16 protein-coding genes are annotated in these 17086 nt (G+C 39.9%); 9 read left to right on the top strand and 7 right to left on the bottom strand.

Features of this window, described 5'->3' with window-relative positions:
• The coding region (locus RMY27_RS02070) for a filamentous hemagglutinin N-terminal domain-containing protein (protein ID WP_322660035.1) at nt 1-1315 on the bottom strand (1315 nt) is incomplete at its 3' end.
• 178 nt (nt 1316-1493) lie between these two features.
• Here RMY27_RS02070 and RMY27_RS02065 point away from each other — a divergent pair.
• On the top strand, nt 1494-1820 hold the full coding sequence (locus RMY27_RS02065; RefSeq protein ID WP_322660033.1) for a hypothetical protein: 327 nt from the start codon (nt 1494-1496) through the stop codon (nt 1818-1820).
• Between the two features lie 43 nt (nt 1821-1863).
• On the opposite strand, the gene RMY27_RS02060 is transcribed toward RMY27_RS02065, so the two are convergent.
• Nucleotides 1864-2160: a hypothetical protein gene (locus RMY27_RS02060; RefSeq protein ID WP_322660031.1), complete on the bottom strand. Its 297-nt coding sequence runs from the start codon at nt 2158-2160 to the stop codon at nt 1864-1866.
• Between the two features lie 652 nt (nt 2161-2812).
• Between RMY27_RS02060 and RMY27_RS02055 the strand changes: the two genes are divergently transcribed.
• The 8 genes from RMY27_RS02055 to RMY27_RS02020 all read left to right on the top strand — a co-directional run bounded on the left by RMY27_RS02055 (nt 2813) and on the right by RMY27_RS02020 (nt 11968).
• Nucleotides 2813-3115 (top strand): hypothetical protein, encoded by a 303-nt coding sequence (locus tag RMY27_RS02055; RefSeq protein ID WP_322660029.1) that lies wholly within the window; start codon nt 2813-2815, stop codon nt 3113-3115.
• Nucleotides 3116-3311: 196 nt separating this feature from the next.
• The gene (locus RMY27_RS02050) at nt 3312-5423 is read left to right on the top strand and encodes an acylase (protein ID WP_416212304.1); all 2112 of its coding nucleotides are present in this window, start codon (nt 3312-3314) and stop codon (nt 5421-5423) included.
• Nucleotides 5424-5428: 5 nt separating this feature from the next.
• Nucleotides 5429-6166: a hypothetical protein gene (locus RMY27_RS02045; protein WP_322660025.1), complete on the top strand. Its 738-nt coding sequence runs from the start codon at nt 5429-5431 to the stop codon at nt 6164-6166.
• Nucleotides 6159-7190, top strand: a complete 1032-nt coding sequence (locus RMY27_RS02040) for an iron ABC transporter permease (protein ID WP_322660023.1) — start codon at nt 6159-6161, stop codon at nt 7188-7190. Before RMY27_RS02045 ends, RMY27_RS02040 begins: the two co-directional genes overlap by 8 nt.
• Nucleotides 7187-8239, top strand: coding sequence for an iron ABC transporter permease (locus tag RMY27_RS02035; protein ID WP_322660021.1), 1053 nt, complete (start codon nt 7187-7189; stop codon nt 8237-8239). The genes RMY27_RS02040 and RMY27_RS02035 overlap by 4 nt, the downstream gene beginning before the upstream one ends.
• A 500-nt stretch (nt 8240-8739) precedes the next feature.
• Entirely contained in the window at nt 8740-9753 is a 1014-nt protein-coding gene (locus RMY27_RS02030; RefSeq protein WP_322660019.1) for an iron-siderophore ABC transporter substrate-binding protein, read from the top strand.
• A gap of 4 nt (nt 9754-9757) precedes the next feature.
• The gene (locus tag RMY27_RS02025; protein WP_322660017.1) at nt 9758-10159 is read left to right on the top strand and encodes a DUF1636 family protein; all 402 of its coding nucleotides are present in this window, start codon (nt 9758-9760) and stop codon (nt 10157-10159) included.
• A 27-nt stretch (nt 10160-10186) separates the two neighbouring features.
• On the top strand, nt 10187-11968 hold the full coding sequence (locus tag RMY27_RS02020) for an ABC transporter ATP-binding protein (RefSeq protein ID WP_322660015.1): 1782 nt from the start codon (nt 10187-10189) through the stop codon (nt 11966-11968).
• A gap of 330 nt (nt 11969-12298) precedes the next feature.
• Here the strand turns inward: RMY27_RS02020 and RMY27_RS02015 are convergent, their stop codons facing one another.
• The 5 genes from RMY27_RS02015 to RMY27_RS01995 all read right to left on the bottom strand — a co-directional run bounded on the left by RMY27_RS02015 (nt 12299) and on the right by RMY27_RS01995 (nt 17079).
• Nucleotides 12299-12595: a hypothetical protein gene (locus RMY27_RS02015; protein ID WP_322660013.1), complete on the bottom strand. Its 297-nt coding sequence runs from the start codon at nt 12593-12595 to the stop codon at nt 12299-12301.
• A gap of 129 nt (nt 12596-12724) precedes the next feature.
• Nucleotides 12725-13612, bottom strand: coding sequence for an oxidoreductase (locus tag RMY27_RS02010; protein ID WP_322660011.1), 888 nt, complete (start codon nt 13610-13612; stop codon nt 12725-12727).
• Between the two features lie 83 nt (nt 13613-13695).
• Entirely contained in the window at nt 13696-15084 is a 1389-nt protein-coding gene (locus RMY27_RS02005; protein WP_322660009.1) for an MATE family efflux transporter, read from the bottom strand.
• Nucleotides 15085-15109: 25 nt separating this feature from the next.
• A complete protein-coding gene (locus RMY27_RS02000) occupies nt 15110-16141 on the bottom strand; it encodes a sucrase ferredoxin (protein WP_322660007.1) in 1032 nt (343 codons plus the stop codon).
• A 71-nt stretch (nt 16142-16212) separates the two neighbouring features.
• Entirely contained in the window at nt 16213-17079 is an 867-nt protein-coding gene (locus RMY27_RS01995) for an SDR family NAD(P)-dependent oxidoreductase (RefSeq protein ID WP_322660005.1), read from the bottom strand.
• Nucleotides 17080-17086: the final 7 nt, after the last annotated feature.

Here is a 17086-nt window from a genome sequence, read left to right as displayed (position 1 = left end):
CTGTTAGTTCCACGGAATCAGTGGCGGTTACAGTCAAATTTCCCCCCTGTCCCTTACCTGAAGTAGAAGTTGATACTCGCGCTCCATTCTGAGAACTTAACCTTCGAGTAGTAATTGTCAAGTTTCCAGCATTTCCAGCACCTTGACTTTCAGTAAACAAACCGCTATTTGTTATTCCTGTTAGTTCCACGGAATCAGTGGCGGTTACAGTCAAATTTCCCCCCTGTCCCTTGCCCAAGGTGCCAGCCCTTATCCTTGACCTATCCCCCTGAATACTTAACTGTCCGGTTTGAATCGTCACATTTCCTCCGGTTCCTATTGCTTCTGGAGGATCAACATCGGCTGTAATCTGTGAACCTTCAGTGACAGTCACCGTCTTTTTTGTGTGGACAAGCACCTCTCCACCAGCTTCTGTACCTTTTGTGTCGGCATAAATCAATGAGCCTTGAGTTAAAGCCAAATTATTGCTCTGAATCTGAACATCACCACCCCCAGCACCGCTAACATCAACATACACTCTATCTTCCAATCCAATATCGCCAAAATTATTTACAGAGGCGTACCCCAATACCCAATCATTGTCTTGCTGGTTCAAGCTCACTTCTCCAACACCAGCCACACTACCTAGCTCAATCCGTCCTCCTGGAACTGCCAAATTTGGTTGTCGTGGTTCTAAAGCTGCTCGTTCACCTCCCTGCAACGTCACCTGACCGCCCACGAGTGCTAAAGTTTTACCAGGTTGTACTTTTAGGTCAGATCCTTCTACACGAATACTTCCTGCTGTTCCTTCAAATTGCAAGCCAATGGGAACATTTACTGTTAGTAGAGGTGTGCTTTGGAGAGGAAATGCGCTAAACAGAGCGCCATCTGCAAATTTAATGCCGTTTGCTGTAGTTGCGATCAAAGAACCTTTGATATCCAATTGAGCATTAGGACCAAAAATAATGCCATTGGGATTGAAAAAAAACAAATTAGCAGAGCCATTGGCTTTAATCACACCCTCAATTAGAGAAACAGAACCACCTGTAACACGGCTGATGATATTTTGAATATCTAAAGTGTTGTTGAAGTTAGCCTGAGTGCCACCTGGTACAGAAAACTGCTCAAAACTATGGAAAAGATTACTTCCAGCTTGAGTTCCTCCTTCAATAATTCTAGTATTCCCCTCTAATTGGACAGTGGAATTATTCGGTAAAGTGCCATCAGGCGTAATTTGAGCAAAGGTGCAATCTCCAGTATTGAAATATGTGCCGCTAAGAGCTAAAGAAATCATTAACCTTAAAAGCCAGCACGAACCGCCTAAGTTTTCAGTCATTTGATGAATTTCCCTGAATAACAGAAATGATCGGATCTTTGTGTGCAGTTTAAACCGCAAAAATTATAAATTTTTGTAAAGAAATGGCACAATTTGCAGAAAAATTTATGCTGCAACTTGGGTTATTAAATAGAGGTAATTTTACCTCTAAGGAAAAACAATCAATTGGGTGATTACTATGCATTATTCCTTAAAAATGAAAATCCTGGATTTAGACTATATTGAATCAATTGTTGAACAGGACATCACATCTGTGGAGGCTGGAAAAATTCTAGGAGGAACACTAATTATAAGTAAGCCTCAACAACTAGCCCCTGAAAAAAGTCTAGTAGAAACACTAAGTGTAAGTAAGTCTCAACTAGTGCTTAAGGTGGACGTGAAGTTGGACATTAATCTGTCTACAGTAGAGCCAATAGTGCCTATACCTATACCTATCCCTGTTCCTGTTCCTCCGTGGCATATAGGGGAAAGCAAACTAGATTTACAGTTACAAATCGCTGTGTGACTTAAAGAATAATGTGATTGTTTTTACATCAAGTGTCCCTAAGTCAGAACTTAACATTTAAAGGAGTTTGAGAATATTTGAATGCAATTAACTTTGCAACTGCCATTTGAGCGATCGCTCTAGTTCCTGCACAACGGAATAATAAGCATTCCAGCAATACTTTTGCGGACATTTGATTCTTTAAACCACAATTTTTCTGATTACTACATCTGGAAATTGGCTCTAGTCGCCATTGTTTTTGTTGTAGTAGCGATCGCTGTTGCCGATGTTTACGTCTAAAGAAGCCGTAGGTTAATCTAATAATAAGGGGTTGTTTGAAAAGTTCTCTTCTCGGTAACAAAAAGTTTTACATCCCCCTAAATCCCCCAATTTATCGGGGGACTTTAATTCCAGTTCCCCCCTTTTTAAGGGCAGGGGTGTTTCATTCCCTAGAGAGCTTTAAAAATTAAGGCTTCTAGCAATTAAAAATTGGTTATTTTGTTACCAACGTGCTGAGAAAGTAAATTATTTTACTGGTATTTAAGTGCTTCAATGTTCATCTCATGCTCTCCAGTGAATTCTAAAATTTGGAGTTGAGATGCGATCGCTCTACTATATTGATCTAACTCTCAATAATTTCGAGTCGCTGCTTGTGCTTTTATAATCGAGCAATAGTATAGTATTGCTACTAATTTGCAATTAATCTTATGACTTTAAATCAACTTAGCTAAGATAGCAAGTAATTTTTAATTAAAAATATTATTATCTTTTACTCAAAAAATAACCTCTAAAAAATCTATCACAAGATAGATGACAAAACTGACTTTATTCTAAATTGATGCCTTAAAAAGACTTATATATAAGGATTTATCGCACAACGTTAGTCAGATTTATAAAATTCAGAAGTTTTGATAAATGCTTGCTCAGGCGTACCCTTTATGATAATGTCTCCTAATAGCACTAGAGTTAGATGCAAATTAGTCGCAGATAGCTTTTAAGGATTTCTAGAATTAGTGTCAAGCATTATTGATAATATGCAATCGCTGGCCTATTCGGCATCTGTGGGCTTGATGCTACTTCAAAAGCATTATTCCCGCACTAGTAGTATGGAATTTTTATCAACTTATGGTGCAAAAATTATAGCGCCAGCTTTTGCTGGCTACTCATACCATGTAATCGGCTTGGTGGGAATTTCGCTGATTGATATCCTGATTTTTACTTGTGCAATTACTACTGTGCTTTTAATACACATCTTACAACCACCATTTAAAGAAGTTCATCAAGTTTTTGAACCAGCAATGAAACCAGATGGTTAGCTAGCATGGCTTTTTGGTAATAAGTTTGGCATAGACAAAGCTGCTGGGATGCCACTGTTATACGTTCTATGTTCTTTACGTATGTTGCTAGTGGGTGTGTTTGGATTTAATGTCCGTTTGTTACAGAGTATAGACGAAAGTCACTAAATTTTTCCAGTCAAATTAATTTAATCGAACCATCATGTTGAATATTGGGATGTATTTGTGGCAATTTAATCAGCCAATACTGAAAAAAAAATTCTCTAGATTTTTAGCTTTTATCCTTAGTGCCATTTTAGTTGTAGTTTTGGCAAATAACAGTTTTGCGACTGCACCGAATACGACAGAAATATTATGGGATACTTACGGCATACCGCATATATCTGGTAAAGATGCTCCAAGCGCTTTCCAGGCATTTGGTTGGGCACAAATGCAGAGTCACGCTAACTTGCTGTTGCGCCTCTATGGTCAAGCTAGGGGAAAAGCAGCCGAATACTGGGGAGAAGAGTATTTAGAATCTGATAAATGGGTACTGACGATGGGAGTACCCGATCGTGCTAATTCTTGGTATCGGGCACAAAGTCCAACTTTTCGTAGTTATATAAATGCCTTTGCCAATGGAATAAATACTTATGCCAAAGCCCATCCTGATTTAATTGACGATCAAGTAAAAATAGTATTACCTGTCAAGCCAGAGGATGTGTTGGCGCATTTGCAAAGAGTGCTGTATTTTACTTTTGTCGTCAGCCAAGAACAGGTAACAGGTATTACTCATACTCAATCGGAAGCTGGTTCTAACGGTTGGGCGATCGCACCTAAACATTCTGCCAGTGGCAAGGCGATGTTGCTGGCAAATCCCCACTTGTTATGGTCGGATTTATTTGTCTGGTACGAAGCACAAATTACTGCCCCAGGAATGAATGCTTCTGGCGCAGCGCTGGTGGGAATTCCGGTTTTAACAATCGCTTTTAACGATTATTTGGGTTGGACTCATACCGTCAACACTCACGATGGTTGGGATGTATACAAGTTGAAATTGGCTGATGATGGTTATCTTCTCGATAACAAAGTCCGTCCTTTTACAACATCAAAGTTTTTGTTAAAAGTCAAGCAAAAAAATGGCTCGTTTGTCGAACAACCATTATTAGTCAAAAGTTCTGTCCACGGTGCAGTCGTTCAAGAAAAAGATGGGTTTGCTGTGGCGCTGCGGGTTGTCGGTGCAGATCGTCCCCGTGTGTTGGAACAGTGGTGGGATATGGCGCGTTCCCAAAACTTAAGCCAATTTCAAAAGGTATTGAAACGCTTGCAACTACCGATGTTTACCGTCATGTATGCAGACCGAGAAGGACATATCATGCACTTATTCAACGGTCTGGTGCCAATTCGTCAACAGGGAGACTTTCAATACTGGCAAGGTTTAATTCCTGGCGACACATCTAAGACTTTGTGGACAAAAATGCACCCATACAAAGATTTACCGCGTGTAATTGACCCGCCTAGCGGTTGGTTGCAAAATGCTAATGATGCACCTTGGACAACGACTTTCCCCACTGTCATCAAAGCAGATGATTATCCTGCTTATATGGCTCCACGAGGAGAAATGGATTTCCGCGCCCAAAGTTCTGCAAAAATGCTGGCTGAAGATCCAAAAATTTCTTTTGCGGAAATGATTAAGTACAAACATTCCACCAAAATGGAACTTGCAGAACGCATCCTCGATGATTTAATTCCCGCGGCTCAAAAATATGGCGATCAATTAACTCGTCGTGCTGCTGATATTTTAGCTGCTTGGAATCGCAATGCTGATGCTGATAGTCGAGGCGCGGTATTGTTTTCTTTTTGGTGGCAAGAAATGGATAAAAACCAAACCTTCAGTATTCCTTGGAGTGAGAACTCGTGGAATACCACACCCAATGGTTTAAAAGACCCAGAAAGTGCTGCAAAAGCGCTGCAAATAGCTGCTGCGAAAGTTGAAAAAGCTTATGGAAAACTAGATGTTGCTTGGGGTGAAGTCTTCCGAGTGGGTAGCGGAAACTTAGATTTACCTGCCAATGGTGGCGATGGGGATCTAGGAATATTCCGCGTCCTCAATTTTGCTCCAGCTAAGGATGAACGCTTTCAAGCCGTCGCTGGTGATAGTTATGTTGCGGCCATTGAGTTTTCGCAACCAGTAAAAGCAATGGCTCTCATCAGCTACGGTAACGCCACTCAAACCGGTTCGCCCCACATTACCGACCAACTACCACTGTTTACTCGCAAGGAACTGCGTCCTGTTTGGCGAACTCGTACAGAAGTATTAGCACATTTGGAGGAACGCAAAACTTTTTGACAGCTATGAGTTATGGATCAATTGTCTGTCTTTACAGTTGGAAAATTGCCCTGGCGATCGCACTTATTAATCTGCCTTTGCCAGCGTTGTCAGAAAACAAACAACTAAATAATTACCAACCACAAATTCTTCAGACTGAGATTAGTGATCGCGATCTGAAAATCATTGAGCAGTTAGTTGCGATCGCCCAACGTCAGTCTTCGCAGGTACAGGAGGCAAAAGCTGCAATGGGATGGAGTGCTTTCACCGATGTTTTGAGTGTTGAATTTTCACCATCTCAAACCAACACCAACTACAACTTGCCCGATGTAACATCCGAAAGTCAACGTAGTTTTGCGATCGCAATGACAATTGACCCGATTAAACTTTTGAACATCATTCAGCAATTACCGATGAGAAAAGCTCGTTGGCATGAAGTTAAACAGCAAAAACGGGTAGCAGTTGTACAATACTATCTTGCTTACTTACAAGCCCGTCAAGCTACAAAAATCGCCGCTTATCGAATGCAACAGCTTGCCCTTGTAGGAGCAAAAACTGAGCTGATTGGTAGCGTGAAATCCCAAGTAACTTTACCCCATCGAGTTAGCCAAATGGCAAATCCTGACTATGTTGCAGCGGCAACGGAAATGCTAAATACAAACGCACGCGATCGCTTGGCATTAGAAGAACTAGCAGCTTGTGTTGGCTTATCTTCACAAGCAACAATTACACTGCTTGAAGCCAGTAATTTGAACAATGAGTAGATCAGTGCCCTCATCGACCAGAGGATTGTTGTCATCCCTAACATTTCCCATTGCGGGTTTAATTGTGGGATTGCTAATTCTGCTGGGTTGTCTAATTTTCAGCGTTTCATTTGGTGCAGCAGATATTCCTCTGCATCAGATACTCACTGCCTTTATTCAGTTTGACGGTTCCAGAGAACATTTGATTATTCAAACTATTCGCTTACCGCGATCGCTTTTGGCAATATTGGTGGGTGCAGCAATGTCTACTGCTGGTGCAATTATGCAGGGTGTGACTCGTAACCCATTAGCCGATCCTGGGATTTTGGGGGTGAATGCAGGTGCAGCTTTTGCTGTAGTCATTAGTATTTTTATCTTTGGCACATCTGCTCCAAATGTTTATATTTGGTTTGCGTTTATTGGTGCAGGTGTCACCGTTGTCACTGTCTATGTTTTTGCTTCTCTTGGCCGTAGCGGAATAACTCCCTTAAATTTGACAATTGCAGGTGCAGCTATTAGTAGCTTACTCGCTTCACTTACAACGGGAATTTTAATAGTCAGCCAGCGAACTTTGGAAGAAATTCGCTTTTGGTTGGCTGGTTCCTTGGCGGGTATTGATGAAGGCATTATTTTACAAGTCTTGCCTTACATTTGTATTGGCACAATCTTGGCATTTGGTTTAGCAAGACAAATCACCATTTTAAGCCTGGGAGAAGATATTGCTAAAGGTTTAGGTCAACAAACTTTATGGATAAAAATTGCCGCGGCTGTCAGTGTTTTACTCTTAGAAGGCAGTTCCGTTGCGGCTGCGGGTTCAATTGGATTCATTGGTTTAGTTATTCCCCATATAGTTAGATTTGCCGTTGGGGTCGATTACCGTTGGATTTTGCCTTACAGTGCAATTTTTGGGGCAATATTACTTTTAGTTGCCGATATTTTAGGGCGATTATTAATTCGACCGCAAGAAATACCTGTGGGAATTATGACAGCTTTAGTTGGTGCGCCCTTCTTCGTTTATTTAGCGAAATCTCAGGTGAAAAAATGAAGAACAGTTCACTGATTTTCCGTTCTACAAAATTAGGATTCTCATTTCGTCTGCAAAATCAAGTTCCGAAGATATTATTTATCCTGACAATTATCACATTACTAGCGATGGTCATTAACACTTCTGTAGGAGAATACCCAACACCACCGCTAATCGTAATTAAAACTGTACTGGGAATAGATACAGGAAATCCAGATTATGCTTTTGTGATTAATACTCTACGTTTGCCAAGAATTTTAACTGCTTGTTTAGTAGGGATGGCTTTAGCAATTTCTGGCACAATTATGCAAAGTTTAACTCGAAATTCTTTAGCTGATCCAGGAATTATTGGGATTAATTCTGGTGCGAGCCTTGCGGCTGTGAGTGTAATTGTATTATTACCAAATGTTCCAGCAGGATTTTTACCTTTATCAGCCTTTGTTGGTGCATTCATTGCATCTTTATTAATTTACTTCTTAGCTTGGGATAGGGGACTCCATCCCGTTCGCTTAATTTTAATTGGTGTGGGAATTTCTGCTGTCGCGGGTGCTTTTACTAGTTTAATGGTGACATTTGGTCAAATTGATGATGTTAGTCAGGCTTTAGTCTGGTTAGCTGGTAGCGTTTACGGTAGGACTTGGGAACAGGTTTTTGCTTTTTTACCTTGGCTAGTTATATTTGTGCCTTTGGCATTAATTAAAGCACCAGAATTAAATGCTTTAAATTTAGGAGATGATATCGCCAAAGGTTTAGGGCGTAGAGTTGAATGGCAGCGCAGTTTCTTATTATTAATTAGTGCAGCGCTTTCCGGTACAGCAGTAGCAACTGCGGGAACAATTGGATTTGTGGGATTAATTGCTCCCCATATTGCCCGTCAGTTAGTAGGTAGCAACCATCAAGGTTTGATTCCAGTGGCGGGAATGACAGGAGCAATGATTGTGGTTTTATCTGATTTTATTGGCAGAATTCTTTTTGCCCCTATCGAAATTCCTTGCGGGATTGTTACTGCTGTGATTGGTGCCCCATATTTTGTTTATTTACTAATTCAAAATCGAAAAAATAAAACCTAATTCAGCCCACTACCGTGTACACATAAGTGCAAAGAGTAGGGTTAGGATTCTGATACTTGATTTATATCTCAATTTTATCCTTCCACTTCATAGTAAAATTATTGATAATTACTATCATTAATCTTAAAATATCATCCTGGTATCACGCCGAGTGGATGTTTATTTGCTAGAAAGTCGGTTTCAGGCAGATGATGCGGTTTTTGGTATAGACTTAGTTGCCACTAATTCTCTATAATCAGCTTGATTGAATTAGCAACTATTTGCAGTAACCCAGTTCTGGTCTAACACCTAAAACTCTTGAAGCACCCCACCGACGCGATCGCGCATCTTCCCTTACCAGGAAGAGGGGTTGGGGATATTACTGCAAAGCTGATTAATTCAGTCAAATTCTACAAGAAGTTATTGTATCAGGAGTTGTGATGAAGCGTTGGTGTTTGTCTAGTAGTGTGCGACTGTGGTTTTGACTGAATCTATTGGGATACTTGAGTAGGGACGATTTCATGGGAATTGTGAGAGGGAAATCAACAGCAATCGTGATGCTGCGGCGAATTGTCTGTTTGTTTCTCCTGGGAATCTTTAGTCTTTTCATTGTTGCTTCTTGTAGCAGCAATATTAACCAGAATGTTACAAACTCAAAACAGTTAACAGAAAATTGCCGAGTTGTGCAACATGCAATGGGTGAAACATGCATTCCTCAGAATCCTCAGCGAGTTGTGACTCTGTGGGGAGGTACATTCAGTAGTGCTTTAGCATTGGGTATCAAACCCATTGCATCCGCATGGATTCCAGGTGAACCTTTCCCGAAACATCTGGGAGACAAAGCAGATGGAATTGAAAATATTGGATTTGAGCCAAATCTAGAAAGGCTTCTGCTACTGAAACCCGATTTAATTTTGTCAAATACTCGGTTGCAGAATATCTACACGCAGCTAACCAATATTGCCCCCACAGTTGCATTAGATCATCCATCTCCACCTGCTTCTTGGCAGAAAACTTTAGAAGATATCGCCAAGATTCTCGATAAAGAACAGGAGAGTAAACAGTTAATTAATGATTATTGGCAGCGAATTGAACAACTTAAACAAGCGTTAGGCGTTGGCGTAGCTTCTCCAAAGGAGAATCGCCGCCATCAACTTCAGGTATCTGTTGCTACTGTAGATCCACGATTTGGAGCAGTGTACACCTATGGGAAAAAGTCTCCCGTTGGGGTAGTTCTAGATGATATTGGACTACAACGCCCATCCACACAGAGTGGAGATTTTTTTACAAAAAATAACATTTCCTACGAGCGTTTATCTGATATTGATGGTGATGTTTTATTCCTTTCCTATGCCGAGAAAACTGGTAAAAAGGCTTTAGAAAAGCTGGAACAATCTCCTTTATGGCAAAAACTGAAGGTGGTTCAACAAAATCGAGTTTATCTTGTAGATTATGACCATTGGTACGGTTTTGATGTTTTGGCAATGAATGCCGTCATTGATGATTTATTTAAATACCTAGTCAATACACCTTGAACCTATGCCTAAAAACATGATTTTCGTCTGCAAGTCCTGCCATTCTTCCTCCGCAGAACTACCAGAGAACCCCCCTTTTGATAGCACTATTTTACTTGAACAACTAAATACTTTATGCGCTGAAAAATTCCTAAATAATGAAGTAGAAATTCACCCGGTGGGATGCTTATGGTCGTGCAATAATGGCTGTGTTGTATCCGTTGCTAGTTTAGACAAACCCACCTATTTGTTCGTCAATCTCACCCCTGGAGAAAGTGCTGCCGCGTTACTAGATTTTATGCAACTGTATATCAAAAGTGCTAAAGGAACTGTAGTTTGGAAACAGATTCCTGAACTGTTGCAATCTGCTCTTTTCGCCCAAATACCTTCTGTAGTAAGTAATGAAACTCCAGGTAATTCGGATTAATTATTTTCTCTAAATTGAGCATTTACTATGACCTCTTTTCCATTAACCAAAAACCATCCCCTCTTACGTTTATTACACTATGCTAAAAACTACCGCCCTCAAGTGTGGACTGCTGTAATCTTTACCATCATCAATAAAGTCTTCGACCTCGCACCATCATATTTAATAGGTGTCGCTGTAGATATTGTGGTGGAAAAAGAAAATTCCATCATTGTCCAAATTGGCATCACCAACATCATTGGACAACTGGCAATCCTATCATTATTAACTTTACTTATTTGGACTTTAGAATCACTATCTGAATTTATCTACGATCGCCAGTGGCGTAACCTTGCCCAAACTATGCAACATGAGTTACGCCTTGATGCCTACAGCCATTTACAAAAACTAGAACTGAGCTACTTTGAAGAAAGCTCTACGGGCACACTCCTGTCAATTTTAAACGATGATATCAATCAATTAGAAAGATTTCTCGATTCTGGTGCTGCATCTATTCTGCAATTTATCACCACAATTTTAGCTGTAGGCGGCTCATTTCTTCTCATAGCCCCCAATGTCGCTCTTTTAACAATCCTACCCACACCCTTCATATTCTGGGGTTCATTAGCATTCCAGAAACGACTCGCACCCCGTTATGCAGATGTCCGCGACAAAGCTGGATTTATCAATAGCCGTTTAGCTAATAATCTCTCAGGGATTGCCACAATTAAAAGTTTTACAGCTGAAGCCTACGAGAGAGATCGTGTCCTTTCTGAAAGTGAAGCCTATCGCCGCAGTAACCGTCAAGCGATCGCTCTTTCTGCTGCTTTTTATCCAGCGATTCGATTAGTGATTGTAATCGGTTTCATCGCCACGTTGTTTTTTGGTGGGGTTGCAGTGGCGAATAATCAGTTAACTGTGGGAACTTACGGTTTCATGGTGTTTATTGTCCAGCAGTTACTGTGGCCGTTTGCAACATTGAGTTCCATCATGGATCAGTATCAACGGGCGATGGCTTCTACGCGACGAGTTATGGGATTGTTAGATACTCCCATTGCTATTCCCACTGGGAAGCATCCTTTACCGTTAAAAACAGTACGCGGTGAAGTGCATCTTGACAACATCACCTTTGCATACAATGGTCGCACCAAGGTACTGCAAGATTTATCGTTGCATATTCTCCCAGGTGCAAATATTGGCATTGTTGGGGCAACGGGTTCTGGTAAAAGTACCTTAGTCAAACTACTACTACGCTTTTACGAAGTCCAAAGCGGACAAATCCTGGTTGATGGCATCGACATTCGAGAGTTACAACTCTTAGAACTGCGGCGCTGTATCGGTTGGGTGAGTCAGGATGTATTTTTATTTCACGGTACGGTGGCGGAAAATATTGCTTATGGCAGTTTTGATGCAAGTAATGAAGAAATCATCCATGCTGCCAAATTAGCCCAGGCTCATGAATTTATCCTGCAACTACCCCTCCAGTACGATACTATCGTCGGTGAAAGAGGCCAGAAACTTTCTGGTGGTCAAAGACAACGAATTGCGATCGCCCGTGCTATTCTCAAAGACCCACCAATATTGATTTTGGATGAGGCGACCTCTGCGGTGGATAATGAAACGGAAGCAGCTATTCAGAAGTCATTGGCGATGATTACTCAAAATCGGACTACGATAGCGATCGCTCATCGTCTTTCTACAATTCGCCACAGTCACTGCATATATGTGATGGATTATGGTCAAATTGTTGAGCAAGGTAAGCACGAGGAGTTACTGGCGATGGATGGGATTTACGCCAGTCTATGGCGCGTACAGTCTGGAATTCATTAATATTTGCCTTTAGTATCAACTCTATACGTTTATCAGTTAGGTAGCGAAACACTGTTGTATCAAACAGTTCCTGAAATCAGCGTCTGAAAGGTTTAACTATGTACTGAGATACTTTACTGTGCTAACTATGAGAGCAAAAGACCGAATGTCACTAAGAAAAGGTAAAACGTCGTCAGGGCAGGGTGTTGGGGGTAGGGTGTAGTGGTTTAAGACAATTAAATTTTAGTGTCCCAAACAAAACAATATCCAATTTATTCTCTACACCCCACACCCAACACCCAACACCCAGAAGCCTTATAAATACTGGGTTTACCGTTATCTTAGTGCCATTCAGCAAAAGACCCTTTTAAAACATCCTCTGAGAGCGCGATAGTTTACCCCCGCCTGAGCAGTCAATTCCAACAATGACGGTGGGTTCTCCAAGCATGAGAGCAAAATTTCTCTAGCGTGATGAATGCAAGCAATGGTTGGAGCTTTCAGTCGTGAAGATGGTTGCAGTCCACTCTGAGTTGCCAAAATCGGAGCTAACTGCAACATCATCATTTCCAGCACCTTTGTCCGTAAACACATCCGCTTCGTAATTCCTCGGTAGAGGCAATTTAAAATTTGCTGTACTACAGCCTGCACAGCTGTTGTGATCTCCGAATAGAGCAATGTCTGCCAATCGTTAACCTTTGCCAGTAGGCGCAACTGGGGGAAGATTTTTCCTTCTTCATAGGGAAAAAAGTTCTCAGTAAATCAGGAGGCATATGAACGTCAACACCCAGGCGTCAAGCTTTTGGAAGCTACAACCTCGTCAAACGCAATATTCATAGAGACTTCTTTCCAAGCATCCAATTCTCCTTTCATAAACTCCAGTGCATAGTCGATAGTCTCAACTGCATCTACTCCTAAGGCTAATCTGTGTGGTGGGTTGTCACTATCAACCACTTGAATTATTGCTAAAGCGGCTTTTTTAGGATCGCCTAGTTGTTGACCATGAGAATGCAACATCCCTAGACGATTGTCATTAACCAATTGTTTGTAATCATCTATTTGACTATCATTGACAACAAAAGAACGTGTAACAAAATCTGTACGAAGTCCGCCAGGTTCAACTGCTGTGACTTTTATCCCAAACGGTGCAACTTCATAAGCTAATGAACCAGAAATTCCTTCTAATGCCAGTTTACTACTGCCGTAAAATCCACCAGATGGTTCTGCCATAAAGCAAGCTATCGATGAAATATTGAGGATATGCCCACTGCGTTGCTGTCGCATGTGAGGTAATACTGCTCGGAGCGTCTCTAAGACACCAAAGAAGTTTGTTTCAAATTGGTAGCGAACTGCTTCATCACTAACTTCTTCAATTACCCCTCCAACTTTACATCCGGCATTATTAACGAGTACATCAATACGCCCAAAGTTGGCAATTGCCTGTTTCACTGCCTCCCTCACCTCTTCAGGTTTCGTCACATCAAGTTGTACTACTAAAGTATGGTTCGGAAATCTTGCTGCTAAATCTTCTACTGTCTGGGGATTCCGTGCTGTTAGCACCACGGTCTCACCTTGCTCAAGCACTGTTTGGGCTAATGCTCGACCAAAACCACTTGAGCAACCAGTGATAAACCATATCCGTGTGTGTTTAACTGAGGAAGTTATCATCACAATTCTCCATTTTTGATATTTAATGAATTATGTCTTTGTTTTAACTTTTGAATTTTATCAAGACGCGATTAATCGCGTCTCTACTTTTGCCCTGTTGGGCGAATATGCTTTGCATTCAGAATTTCTAAATTATTAAATTCTATAAATGTCAATAAAAAAACTATCAGCATAAATAATAAATCTGCAAAAATTGCTCCATAATATATACCTTTTAATCCTATCATCTTTGAAAAGAATAGCATCATTGGTACGTTGAAAACTATAGTTTTCAAAAAAAGTACTACTAATACAACTTTAGCTTTTCCTATAGATAAAAAAAGAGTATTACTAAAGTATGCTAAAGGCCATATTGGTGTTAGTATGTTGATAATTCTAAAATTTAGTGCATCATCTTCTGTAAAAATAGCGTCGGGCAAAATTAAATTTAAAAATGTTCTTGGAGATATTTGTAAAGGCAGCCAAATTAATATTAATAAAATAGTTCCAATAATTGCAAAAGTTAAGTATGCTTTTTTGAGACGATAATAATTTTTTGCTCCATAATTCATCCCAATGATCGGTTGTAAGGCATTGGCAAAACCAATGATAGGAATAAAGACCAATGAAGATACTTTTAATGTTGCTCCAAAGAAAGCGATATCATTGTTTGTTCCATAATCAGAAATTAAATTAAAAATTACAAAATCTTGGACTAATATCACAATTGGATAAAATAGTGCTGATATTCCCACTGATAAAATTGCGGGTAGTAAATCTATAGCGATCATTAGCTTTTTCGGATTAACTGGAATAGAACTTTTACCACTAAGAAAATAAGCTAAATTGACAATACTATAAACAACCATCGCCACAACTGTAGCAAGAGCAATCCCTTGGGTTGCCCAATGAAATACACTAGTAAATATATAATTTAATAAAATGTTAACAATAACGAAAACCCAGTTAAATATTGTGCTTAACCTAATTTCCCCTTCTGATTTTATGACCTCGATACAAGCTTCTGCTATTATCAAAAAAACTGAACCTAAAATATAAGTTTTAAAATATTTTGTGCCTTCAGAAGCAACTTCACCACTTCCCCCCATAAATACAATTAATTCTTCACCAAATTCGTAACCAATAATTGTAATAAACAAGGATATTGCAACACTCATCACTGTGAGGTTACCAAATATTTTAGACTGAGTTTTAATATCTCCTGAACCAATAGCTCGACTGAGAACAGAAGCGGAACCTACACCAACTAAGAGACCAAATCCATTGACTATACTTGTAAGTGGTAGTGCGAGTGAGATACCAGCTAAAGCAGTTTCACCAATGAATCTGCCGGCAAATAAAGCATCAATAAAAGTATTTAAACTCAGCATCAGTATCCCCAGAGTGCTGGGAATAGATAACTTGAACATTAGTTTTATCAGATCGCCTTGAAGGATTTCATTTGTGATTTGAGATTGTTTTTGTAGAGTCATTTTTTAATTTTTGAATCGTTACAGTTTACTCAACCTTAACTAAACGGTTAACGCGATACTGCTTCACTGCTTCTAACTCCATTTCTTTTGCTGAGTCGAATGCACTCATCACCTCATCACAGATTTCAATTCTGGCTTCATAGGCACCTGATTCACTGCCATTTGGAGCTACAAAATCAATCCGAACTTCTGCCCAATCAGCATCCTGTTTTTCAGTAACTTCTTCCATAGCAAAGACTCTGCCAGCTTTTAAATAATCTAACCAACTCCAGCCAGACTGCATCCAAATTTCGCGCTCGACAATTTGCTCAAATTTGCTTAAACCAGTCCATCCCCGGTAGTATTGACGCAAACCAGAAACTGAACCATTTCGCTGCACCAGTAAATCCAATACATTTGCCTCTAAATGTCCCCACAAACATCCTTGAGGTAAATCAATTAGGGTAGGAGCAAACTGATGGCCACCAAAATGAGCTGTTTGCCAGACTCTTAACTTTCCCTTAGAAGCAGGAGCATATTCTTTACGTAATTGTCGATATATAGGATTGCCAAATCTGCCACAGGCAAGGTCTACTTGAGCATGGGTACAAACCATGAGTTCGCGAATGTCACTTGTTTGTTGTTGATATTGCTGAAATTCTGATAAATCATTGGGTTGTTGCAGCAACTGCTTGAATATTGCCGTTACTAAAGCAGCAGATTTGGTTTCTGGAACAATAAATTCTTGTTTCTCAAACTGAGAAAATAGCTTTGCAGGGCGATAGTAGTACAACACACGGGTAAAGCCGGGATAAGAATACTCGCGGTCAGGAGCAATTAGTATCGGTTTTAATTTGACCCCATGATTAAAAATTAACTCCTCAAATAAACTCATCAACCCTCTAATAGTGGGATTTTTCTCAAACATTTCTTGCGGCCAAGGTTGGGAAATTTCCATTATTAACCAATGTTCGCAAGTACCTGCTGTACCAATTGGATCTTCTGCATTAGCTTTAGAAACTAAAGAACAAAAACGACAGTCTGCTGTGAGTAATTTATGAGTATGTTGAGTTTGCATATTTACTATAATCTGCTATGGATGTTATTGATAAATAATAAATAGGGATAAAATACTAATTTCCATGTTTTTCATATATCTTTATAAAGATTGTCATAAAAATACTGATGCGGTACTAATCTTTTGTACAATGCATATAGCTTCAGTTCCCACGGTGATTGCACAACAAAATATTCTCTTTTGGGTTTCGGAGCTTGGAGAGCCTGCAATATTACTGCTGCAACTTTTTCAACTGGTAAACCTCCACTACGATTTCCTTTTACAGAATCTTCCATACATCTTTTGAAATTTTTGCCATATATAGCTTTCATTTCAGTTGACATATTACCTAAAACTTTCTGGCAATCAGCTTCTACTTTGTCAGCCTGTTCTGGGGTAATTATTCCCCCTGGTAATATGGATAGTACTTCAATTCCACTGGAACGTAATTCAATTCGCAAAGTATCTGTAATTGCCTCAATTGCAATTTTGGAAGTAGATAAAAGCCCTCTATACGGTATGGCGAATCTACCACAAATTGCACTAATATTAATTATTCTACCTTTCACTTGTCGGAGCATTGGTAAAAAAGCTTGTGTGACTGCAATTTGACCGATAACATTTACTTCAAAATTCCATCTGATATCATCTATTGGAATACATTCTAATGGCCCATCTACCCCAGCATATGCATTATTAATTAATGCAAATAATCCTTCATTACCGAGTGACAATGAGACAAATTCTGAAGCTGATTTGATTTCTTGGGCTTTTGTGATGTCTATGATAATGGGTGTTAAATTTCCTGATGCAGCCTGCTTTAAAGATTCACCATCTTGTTCTGTGCGGACTCCCGCAAAAACTCGATATCCTTGCTTATCTAGTAAAAGCGCGGTTGCTCGACCGAGACCTGTGGATGCTCCAGTTATAACGACAGCACCTTTATTATTTTTTGTCATACTTACT

Source organism: Nostoc sp. DedQUE09, from assembly GCF_034530915.1.
Classification (GTDB): Bacteria; Cyanobacteriota; Cyanobacteriia; order Cyanobacteriales; family Nostocaceae; genus Nostoc.
Note: the sequence above shows the minus strand (reverse complement) of the source record. Positions and strands in the feature narration are given on the sequence as shown.

What these genes read in the sequence shown, in the direction of transcription:
- RMY27_RS01995 (WP_322660005.1), bottom strand. Translation starts at nt 17,079, where the DNA reads ATGACAAAAAATAATAAAGGTGCTGTCGTTATAACTGGAGCATCCACA.
- RMY27_RS02000 (WP_322660007.1), bottom strand. Translation starts at nt 16,141, where the DNA reads ATGCAAACTCAACATACTCATAAATTACTCACAGCAGACTGTCGTTTT.
- RMY27_RS02025 (WP_322660017.1), top strand. Translation starts at nt 9,758, where the DNA reads ATGCCTAAAAACATGATTTTCGTCTGCAAGTCCTGCCATTCTTCCTCC.
- RMY27_RS02035 (WP_322660021.1), top strand. Translation starts at nt 7,187, where the DNA reads ATGAAGAACAGTTCACTGATTTTCCGTTCTACAAAATTAGGATTCTCA.
- RMY27_RS02005 (WP_322660009.1), bottom strand. Translation starts at nt 15,084, where the DNA reads ATGACTCTACAAAAACAATCTCAAATCACAAATGAAATCCTTCAAGGC.
- RMY27_RS02045 (WP_322660025.1), top strand. Translation starts at nt 5,429, where the DNA reads ATGAGTTATGGATCAATTGTCTGTCTTTACAGTTGGAAAATTGCCCTG.
- RMY27_RS02065 (WP_322660033.1), top strand. Translation starts at nt 1,494, where the DNA reads ATGCATTATTCCTTAAAAATGAAAATCCTGGATTTAGACTATATTGAA.
- RMY27_RS02050 (WP_416212304.1), top strand. Translation starts at nt 3,312, where the DNA reads ATGTATTTGTGGCAATTTAATCAGCCAATACTGAAAAAAAAATTCTCT.
- RMY27_RS02030 (WP_322660019.1), top strand. Translation starts at nt 8,740, where the DNA reads ATGGGAATTGTGAGAGGGAAATCAACAGCAATCGTGATGCTGCGGCGA.
- RMY27_RS02020 (WP_322660015.1), top strand. Translation starts at nt 10,187, where the DNA reads ATGACCTCTTTTCCATTAACCAAAAACCATCCCCTCTTACGTTTATTA.
- RMY27_RS02040 (WP_322660023.1), top strand. Translation starts at nt 6,159, where the DNA reads ATGAGTAGATCAGTGCCCTCATCGACCAGAGGATTGTTGTCATCCCTA.
- RMY27_RS02010 (WP_322660011.1), bottom strand. Translation starts at nt 13,612, where the DNA reads ATGATAACTTCCTCAGTTAAACACACACGGATATGGTTTATCACTGGT.